This window comes from Novipirellula sp. (genome assembly GCF_041583735.1).
GTDB lineage: Bacteria > Planctomycetota > Planctomycetia > Pirellulales > Pirellulaceae > Novipirellula.
Genome location: NZ_JBFHFD010000444.1, coordinates 1 through 7,223, shown reverse-complemented (window position 1 = coordinate 7,223; position 7,223 = coordinate 1). Strand labels below are relative to the sequence as shown.

Sequence of the window (7,223 nt, the reverse complement as noted above, 5' to 3'; positions counted from 1 at the left end):
TGGCAAGGTTCATGTCGTCCGATGGGTCGACGATTCCGGTGCCGAAATAGTTGGCCCAGACGCGATTGACGATCGCTTTGGCAAAGTACGGAGTGTCTTTATCGCGAAGCCACTGCATCAGCGCCGGGCGAGGATCTTTGTCGAGCGTGACCGGTTCACCCTGGCCAAGAATGGTGCCGGTTGGAAGTTTCAGTTCGGGAACCTTTTGTCCCTTTTTCTTTGCGATCGCTCGCGCCCGCTTTGCTTTGTCCGACGCGCCACGCGTGTTCACAAGTAACTCGCCAAACGGAACAACTTTACCCTTCTGGGCCGCAGTGTAAACGGCTTTGCGAAGCTCGCCATTATTGAGTTTCTTGCCATCGGTGATGTCTTTTAACAATTCGTCGCGAACCGCTTTGGCATCCGGTGAAACCTGGTTTTGGTTGATTCGGATGGGGGTGAACAGTTGCGAGAATTGCTCGAAATCGTCTTTGGACCATTGGTCAAACGGATGTTTGTGGCACTGCGCACACTCGATGCGAACCCCTAGAAATGCGTAAGCAAATCCGATCGCTCGCTCTTCGGGTTTTTGGAAATTACGTCGCGCCCAGAACAGTGGCATACCATCACGTTTCGCAAAGACCTCTTCGTTTCCGGACGAGCAAGCTTTTGTCATTTGTTCGCAAAACTCGCGATAACTTTCGCCCTCTTGGCGGCTGTTCGCTTCGACAATTCCCGCCACAATTTGGTCGTAGGGAACGTTGTCCTCCAAACGAACCCGCAGCCATTCGTGCCACAATCGCGAGGCTGTGTTGCGAATCGGCAGGACGTTATTGAGTTGTTCGTTGCTGTTGCCGGTCCAATCCGACATGCGTGTCGCCCACCATGCCGCGTAAGCGGGCGAATCGAGCAGGTCTTCGATCAGCTTTTCGCGTTTGTCCGGCGATGTATCGGCAATGAATTCACGTACCGTTTCCCCTGCGGGAAGCATTCCGGTCATGTCCAACGACACTCGACGAATGAATTCCGAGTCGGTACAGGGGCCCGCAGGCACCACGCCAAGCTTGTTGAGTTTTTGTTGAACAAGTCTGTCAATCGGCTTGGCTGGCAATTGGGCTACATGTGACACTGAGGAGCCGATCGGACGGATCACGGGAATCGGAACCACGGCGTTGTCGTAATAAACAACAACGTGGGTGTCGCCTTGTTCGCCCGAATCAATGTGCCCCTCTTCGTCAATCGCTGCGATCGCGTCATCGTTGGAACTGAAACGACAAAGTTCGGTAACCTCTTCGACACTGCCATCGGGCCAATGTGCATACGCCTTTAATTGAACCTGTTCCCCTGGTTTGCTAAATTGAATTTCATTCGGGGTGACTTCCAAACGTTGCAGCGTTTGCACCTGTTTCGGATCAAATTTGGCTCCGGATGCGATCCAGCGACGAAGCGTGTTGTGTTGCCAGCTTCCTTCGTCAAATCGTTTTCCTCCCTCGTGCATATCAGCATCAATGGGTTTCGCCAAGATTAGACTCTCGTCCACATCGCTGGTGTCCACCCGTCCGGCATTCTCAGCCATCAACGCCTCGTGATCCGCTTTGAAGTCATAGCCAAAGAGCGACAATTGGAAACCGCCGCGACCTTGAAACGAACCGTGACAAGCACGTCCGTTACACCCGAGTCGACCTAGAAGCGGAGTGATGTGCTTTTGGAAATCGGGGACTTCCGACGCATCCGCGGTGGCAAAACGCTCGCTCAAAGGGGCGATCGGCTTGGAACCAGAGGATTTTTGCGATTTCGGCACCGCCGGTTCTGCATGAGTCGTCGATGGTTTTTGGCCAACGAAGCATGCCAAGGCGATGCAAGCGATGAGTGACAGAGGTTTCGCGGTGGTTCGAATCATTGAAAACACCAATGGGCCAAGGATGGGGAATGAAGGGGGGATCGGATACGGGGCGCGGGGTGAGCCGCGTCGCTATTTTGCGTCTTTCTTTTTGTCTTTGCTGCGACCTGCACTACGCAAAAGTTGTTGGTAGTTCTTGTCGAGATAGGTTTCGAAGTTTTGTTGTTTCGCTTCGAGTCGTTCTTCGGCAGCAGCGAGTTGACGCTGGGTTCGTTCGATTCTCTGTTTTGTGTAGCGGATCTCGGCTTCGGCGCGTTTTATTTCCGTTTGGATCAACGTCGCCACCGCCTCGCGAAGCGTTTCGCGATCGATTTGCCGATCTCGCACTTTCAGTTTTGCGGCGAGCAGTTTGACATGCATTTGTGCTTGCAGCAGTTTCGATTCGATTTCGTAAATCTCTGGATCACGGTTCTTGGCCGCTTCTAGCCGCTTGGCGGATCTGGCCAGATCGCGTATCGCGGTGTGGTACTGAGCCGGTTCGTTGGCTCTTAGCCGATCGAGTAGCGGTTCCAGCTCCGGTAGCTGGCTGTTAACCAGGGCGATGGCGGCTGCTTCGAGTTTGGGGTCGATCTGTGTCACCGGATTGGACCGGTCCGAACTCGGTTTGCCACCCGAATCGGCAGCCCAGGACGGCGACAAAATCAAGACGGCTACGCTGGTTACCGCGATCGCCGAGAACCAACGGGTGAGCTGTCGTCGCTGCGAATTATCAACCATCGATTTGATCTCCATCGTCGATTGCGGCAACGATCCAGGCAAACACCGAATCGTCCGCGTCCGACTCAGTTTCACGCGTGAAAAATTCTTCGGGGCCATCCAAGACCAAGTCGTTCATCGCAAATTCGGACAGACTCTCTTCGTCCAATTGCAGCACCGATACGGATTGAGCCCACGCTTGAGCCACTAGCGTCGCTTCGGTAAAGGTAGCTGCGTTGGGGACTGTGTTTTCCGCGGGTTCGCGTGTCTGCTTTCCAACGACAAAGGCGATCAGCACCGATGCGGCCAACGTGACCGCCAACAGCACCATTCGCGACGACCCTGAATGGGAATCCAGACCGGAGTGCGAATCGACATCGGTGTCATGAACGCATAGCGGCGGCGAAGCCAGGCATGGCGTGGGAGTTTCGGCCAGCAACTGAATTGTTTCCGCCGTTTTGGCCAATTCGTCGCCAAACCAATCCGCTTCGCCCAGCCGTGCTTCGAATTCAGCCAATCGCTCGGTGGGCAATTCGCCGAGCAAGTACAGCAGGCACTGTTCTTGCCATGATTCGCTTGAAAGTTCGTTCATTGTTCTTGGCCTCGTTCTGATTCACTCGCTTCGTCTTGCCGCGGTAGCAGGTCATCGCGAAGTCGCTCGAGTGCCCGTCTCATTTGCGTCAGTGCGGTTCCGAGCGGGATTTGCAGTTGGTCGGCGATCTGTTGGAATGTAAGGTTTTCGTGGATTCGAAGTCGTAAGATGGCCTGCCAGTTCTCAGGCAAATTTTGGATCGATTGTTGGAGTTGCTCGGCAGTTTCTGCAGCGACTAAACGCTGCAGATGATCATCACTGTGGTTGCATGTTTCATAGCTGGCCTGTTTCTCAAGAACTCGATTTGTCGTGGATCGATCTCGCCAATGTCGCGCACATTCGTTGGCTGCAACCCGAAATAACCACGCTCGACGCGCGACCAAGGGAACCTGATCCCCCCGCTGGACCGACTTGATGAAAACGGTTTGCAAACAGTCCTCGACATCGGCTTCTTGGGCGAGTCGGCGGCGCATGAAGGCACGGAGCGTCGGTTGGGATTCTAGAAAAACCCTTCGCCACGCATCGTCGGAGTCCTCGTGTTCCGTGTTTTCAGGAGTCTTCGTGCTCATGGGGCCGTCGTTACGCTATAGAAGATGCGCAGGTCCTGCTGATTATTTCGCATCCGACGGAGATTTTTGGAAAAACTATTTCCAAGCTTCGACGACCGCGTACTGTTTGCCAGCGATGACGCGGATATCGTGCCACTCGGTCACCAGATTTTCTTCGTACCACTCGGGTTGTTTGGTCACGATATACAGGCGTCCGCTCGGTCGCAGCGCTCGCCTAGCGGCATCGACAAACAGTCGGGCGATCTGAAAATTGGCGAAATAAGGCGGATTGCCCACCGCTACATCATAGCTGGCCGGCGAATCGCAATCTCCTTCACAGGTCAATTGGGCGTCAAGGTCGACGAGACCGTTCTTTTTCGCCCCCCTGCGTGTGCACTCGATCGCCCGTGCATTGCTGTCGATCGCCAGCGAATGAATGCCGCCGGTTTGCATCGCCAATGCCATCGTCACCGATCCGCAACCGCAGCCAATCTCGATCAGCCGCTGCCCCGATTCGACCGTGACGGCGTCCATCAACGCTTTGGCACCCGCATCGAGCCGGCGATGCGAAAACACCCCCGGTCGCGTGATTGCCGCGATCGTCTGGCCGCGAAAACGAAACGTGAATTCACATTCAAAGTTCCGTTGACGTTTCAGTGCTTGCTCTTTGCGAAGTACATAGACCACGGCATCATCGAAGTGTCGTACGCTGATCTTCGCGCCATAGGCCTTTAATTGATCGTGTAGCCAGCGGTCGTTCACATTGTCGACGCTGGTCACAAGCCGGCCGCCGATGACCAGACGGGAATAGGCTTGTTGCATTAAATCGCGTTGCAGTTCGGCTTCGCCACGCACCGAGCATGGGATCAATGCGAGATCGACTTCATCCTCGGGTAAGTCCGTGTCACACACAATCGATAGCGAGTGATGGGGTTCAGACAACGGGGTTTCAGGCAACGCCTTGACGTCGGCATCGTGGTCGGCCATCGCGAGTCGTTGTTGAAATTGATCGAGATACCACAGTGAAACGCTCGCATCACTACGATCACGGTACAGCCAACGTGCAGCTTGGCCGCGGCCAAGTGATGTGCTGAGGATGCGGGTGCCAGGCAAGTCTTTGGCAACGTCATAGAGCGCGGCTTCGGACGTTCGTGCCGGCAGCGGATGTGAGGCCGGTTTGGAGGTTTCGTTTGTCAAGGAATTAGCCAAGGAATTTTTCAGCGACAGTCCATGCTCCCGTGACCAACATTGCCGCGGCGGAGAGCCACAACATGATGTCCCACAGGACGCCGGGCGTCAGTTCTGCTCGAGAGCGATGGTAGCGAAAATACAAAGCCGCTGCTGCCAACATTGGCAGCATCACGCCTTGCGCCACACCGCTTAGTAGCACCAATTGCGCAGGTGCTGGGAAGGCCAGGTAGATTAATAAACACAACAGTGGGAACGCTCCGCTGAGCCAGCGGATCCATTTTTCTCGGGTTTGCGGATCGTCGCCAATCAGTCCTACCACGCACATCGCATCGGAAAATGTTCTCGCATGGCTCGCGTTCGCAACGAAATAGGTCGAGTAGAGAACGGCGAAGGCACCGAATAAAAAGATCGCGGATGCCCACTCGGAAAACACGGGAACAAACATTACCGCCAAGGTGCGAACCATATTGTCCTTTTCAGGGTTCAGTCCCACGCGATGCAAGATCGCCGCGCCAAGCAGGTAGAAGATGATCGTGGCGAACGTGTAGACGAGCATCGCTCCCCAAGCGTCTACTCGCATCACTCGCATCCACCCCGATGCTCTTTGTAGCCATTCGGGCGATCCATCGTCGGTTCCCACGAAGCGGGCATACCCTTTTTCCAAGCACCAATAGGGATAGACGACAAGCTCGGCAGCCCCCACGCCAATGATCCCGAAGGTGGCAAGTGCGGTGCCGATCGGACGTGCGGTTTCACTTGCACCTTGCCCCCCGGAGTCAGGCAGATGGAATTTCAGGCCACTGAAAAACTCGGACAAACTGACCCGGAAATCAGGTTGGTCTTGCAAGAAAAACAGATTCGTGATCGTCAGTAAAGTGAACGAGGTGACCAGGATTGTCGAAAGTGACTGGATCAATCCGTAGCGGCCGACCCACAATACCACGCTGGTGATCAAGGCCACGACGGTCGCCCAGATGGCCGCATCGTTCGGAGCGGAAATGCCCTCGGGTGTCGCGTCCTGGTGTTGGTCGCGGTACGCTTGTTTGCGCGTCGCGATCTGTTGCTGGGCTGACGAAACGTCGACGACGATGTCATCGGGTGCGTAGCGTTGGAACTGCAGCAGTGTTTCAGCGTCTGCGATTTCGTTGTAGTCGGCGCCTTGTTCGGTCAGCGGCAAGCTGATCGCCAGCGATTGGCCCACTCCGCCGACGATGCCGCCGAGTTGACTGATGCTGGCGATCCACATCAGCACCCAATACCAAACCAACCAATTACCGCGTCCACGAATGCGAGGCCCCGGTACTTCGTCCAGCGCTCGCAGCGTTGTCTTGCCACTGACGATGGCGTAGCGGCCAAACTCGATTTGGGCGAATACTTTAACGACACAGCCAAGAATGATCAGCCACAGCAGGCTAAATCCTGCTTCGGCCCCGGTTTTCGTCGTCGCAATCAGCTCTCCACTGCCAACGATCGATCCCGCAACGATCAGCCCCGGGCCGATACAGCGAAGGATCGAAAACAATCGTGTCGGTGGATCCAGTGTCGAAGGCGGTGAATTCGTACCGCTCGCTTCCGCTGTCTCGGTCATTCGGGGATTTTCTAATGGAGCTGGAGGGGAGAGAGCAATTTGCTTAACTCGCTACCGTACACAATCCACGTAGTACTTGCGTGCCCCATCGATATTTTCTTCGACTAAACCATGGATGTCGGTATGGAATCCAGGGAATTTTTCGTTGAATTCGCGGGCAAATTGCAAGTATTTGACAATGGTTCCGTTGAACCGTTCTCCCGGAATTAACAGCGGGATGCCTGGCGGATACGGTGTTAGCAAGACGGCGGTTGCACGTCCCTCGAGCTCATCGATTTCCACGCGATCGATTTCTCGGTGTGTCATCATCGCGTAGGCATCGGACGGTTTCATCGCCGGTTGCATGGGTGACAAATACATCTCGGTGGTCACTCGAGCGATGTCATGCGTCTTGTACGCGTCGTGAATTTGTTGACAAAGATTTTTTAGCCCGGTTTGCTCGTAGCTTGGGAACGCCTGACAAAATTCAGGCAAAATCTTCCACATCGGCAAGTTCTTATCGTAGTCGTCCTTGAACTGTTGCAATGCGCTAAGCAGCGTATTCCAGCGTCCTTTGGTGATCCCGATCGTGAACATGATGAAGAACGAATAGAGTCCGGTTTTCTCGACAACGACGCCGTGTTCGGCCAAGTAGCGTGTCACGATCGAAGCGGGGATACCCGATTCGGCAAACTCGCCATTGACGCTTAGCCCCGGTGTGACGACGGTCGCCTTGATCGGGTCGAGCAT

At 54.9% G+C, this 7,223-nt stretch carries 6 protein-coding genes and 1 pseudogene; all 7 read right to left on the bottom strand.

Translation table 11 applies throughout. From position 1 onward, the window contains the following. On the bottom strand, positions 1–1,879 hold a 1,879-nt coding region (locus tag ABX962_RS25275; RefSeq protein WP_372723454.1), incomplete at its 3' end, for a DUF1549 domain-containing protein. Between the two features lie 72 nt (positions 1,880–1,951). Further along, a complete protein-coding gene (locus ABX962_RS25270; RefSeq protein ID WP_372723452.1) occupies positions 1,952–2,596 on the bottom strand; it encodes a hypothetical protein in 645 nt (214 codons plus the stop codon). Beyond that, positions 2,589–3,167, bottom strand: a complete 579-nt coding sequence (locus ABX962_RS25265; protein WP_372723450.1) for a hypothetical protein — start codon at positions 3,165–3,167, stop codon at positions 2,589–2,591. Before ABX962_RS25265 ends, ABX962_RS25270 begins: the two co-directional genes overlap by 8 nt. After that, complete coding sequence (locus tag ABX962_RS25260) at positions 3,164–3,736, bottom strand: RNA polymerase sigma factor (RefSeq protein WP_372723448.1); 573 nt, start codon at positions 3,734–3,736, stop codon at positions 3,164–3,166. Before ABX962_RS25260 ends, ABX962_RS25265 begins: the two co-directional genes overlap by 4 nt. 75 nt (positions 3,737–3,811) lie before the next feature. Continuing rightward, complete coding sequence (locus ABX962_RS25255) at positions 3,812–4,912, bottom strand: class I SAM-dependent methyltransferase (RefSeq protein WP_372723446.1); 1,101 nt, start codon at positions 4,910–4,912, stop codon at positions 3,812–3,814. A gap of 4 nt (positions 4,913–4,916) precedes the next feature. Then, on the bottom strand, positions 4,917–6,494 hold the full coding sequence (locus ABX962_RS25250; protein ID WP_372723444.1) for an Nramp family divalent metal transporter: 1,578 nt from the start codon (positions 6,492–6,494) through the stop codon (positions 4,917–4,919). Positions 6,495–6,545: 51 nt separating this feature from the next. After that, positions 6,546–7,223, bottom strand: a pseudogene (locus ABX962_RS25245) (lysine decarboxylase); the annotation flags it as partial.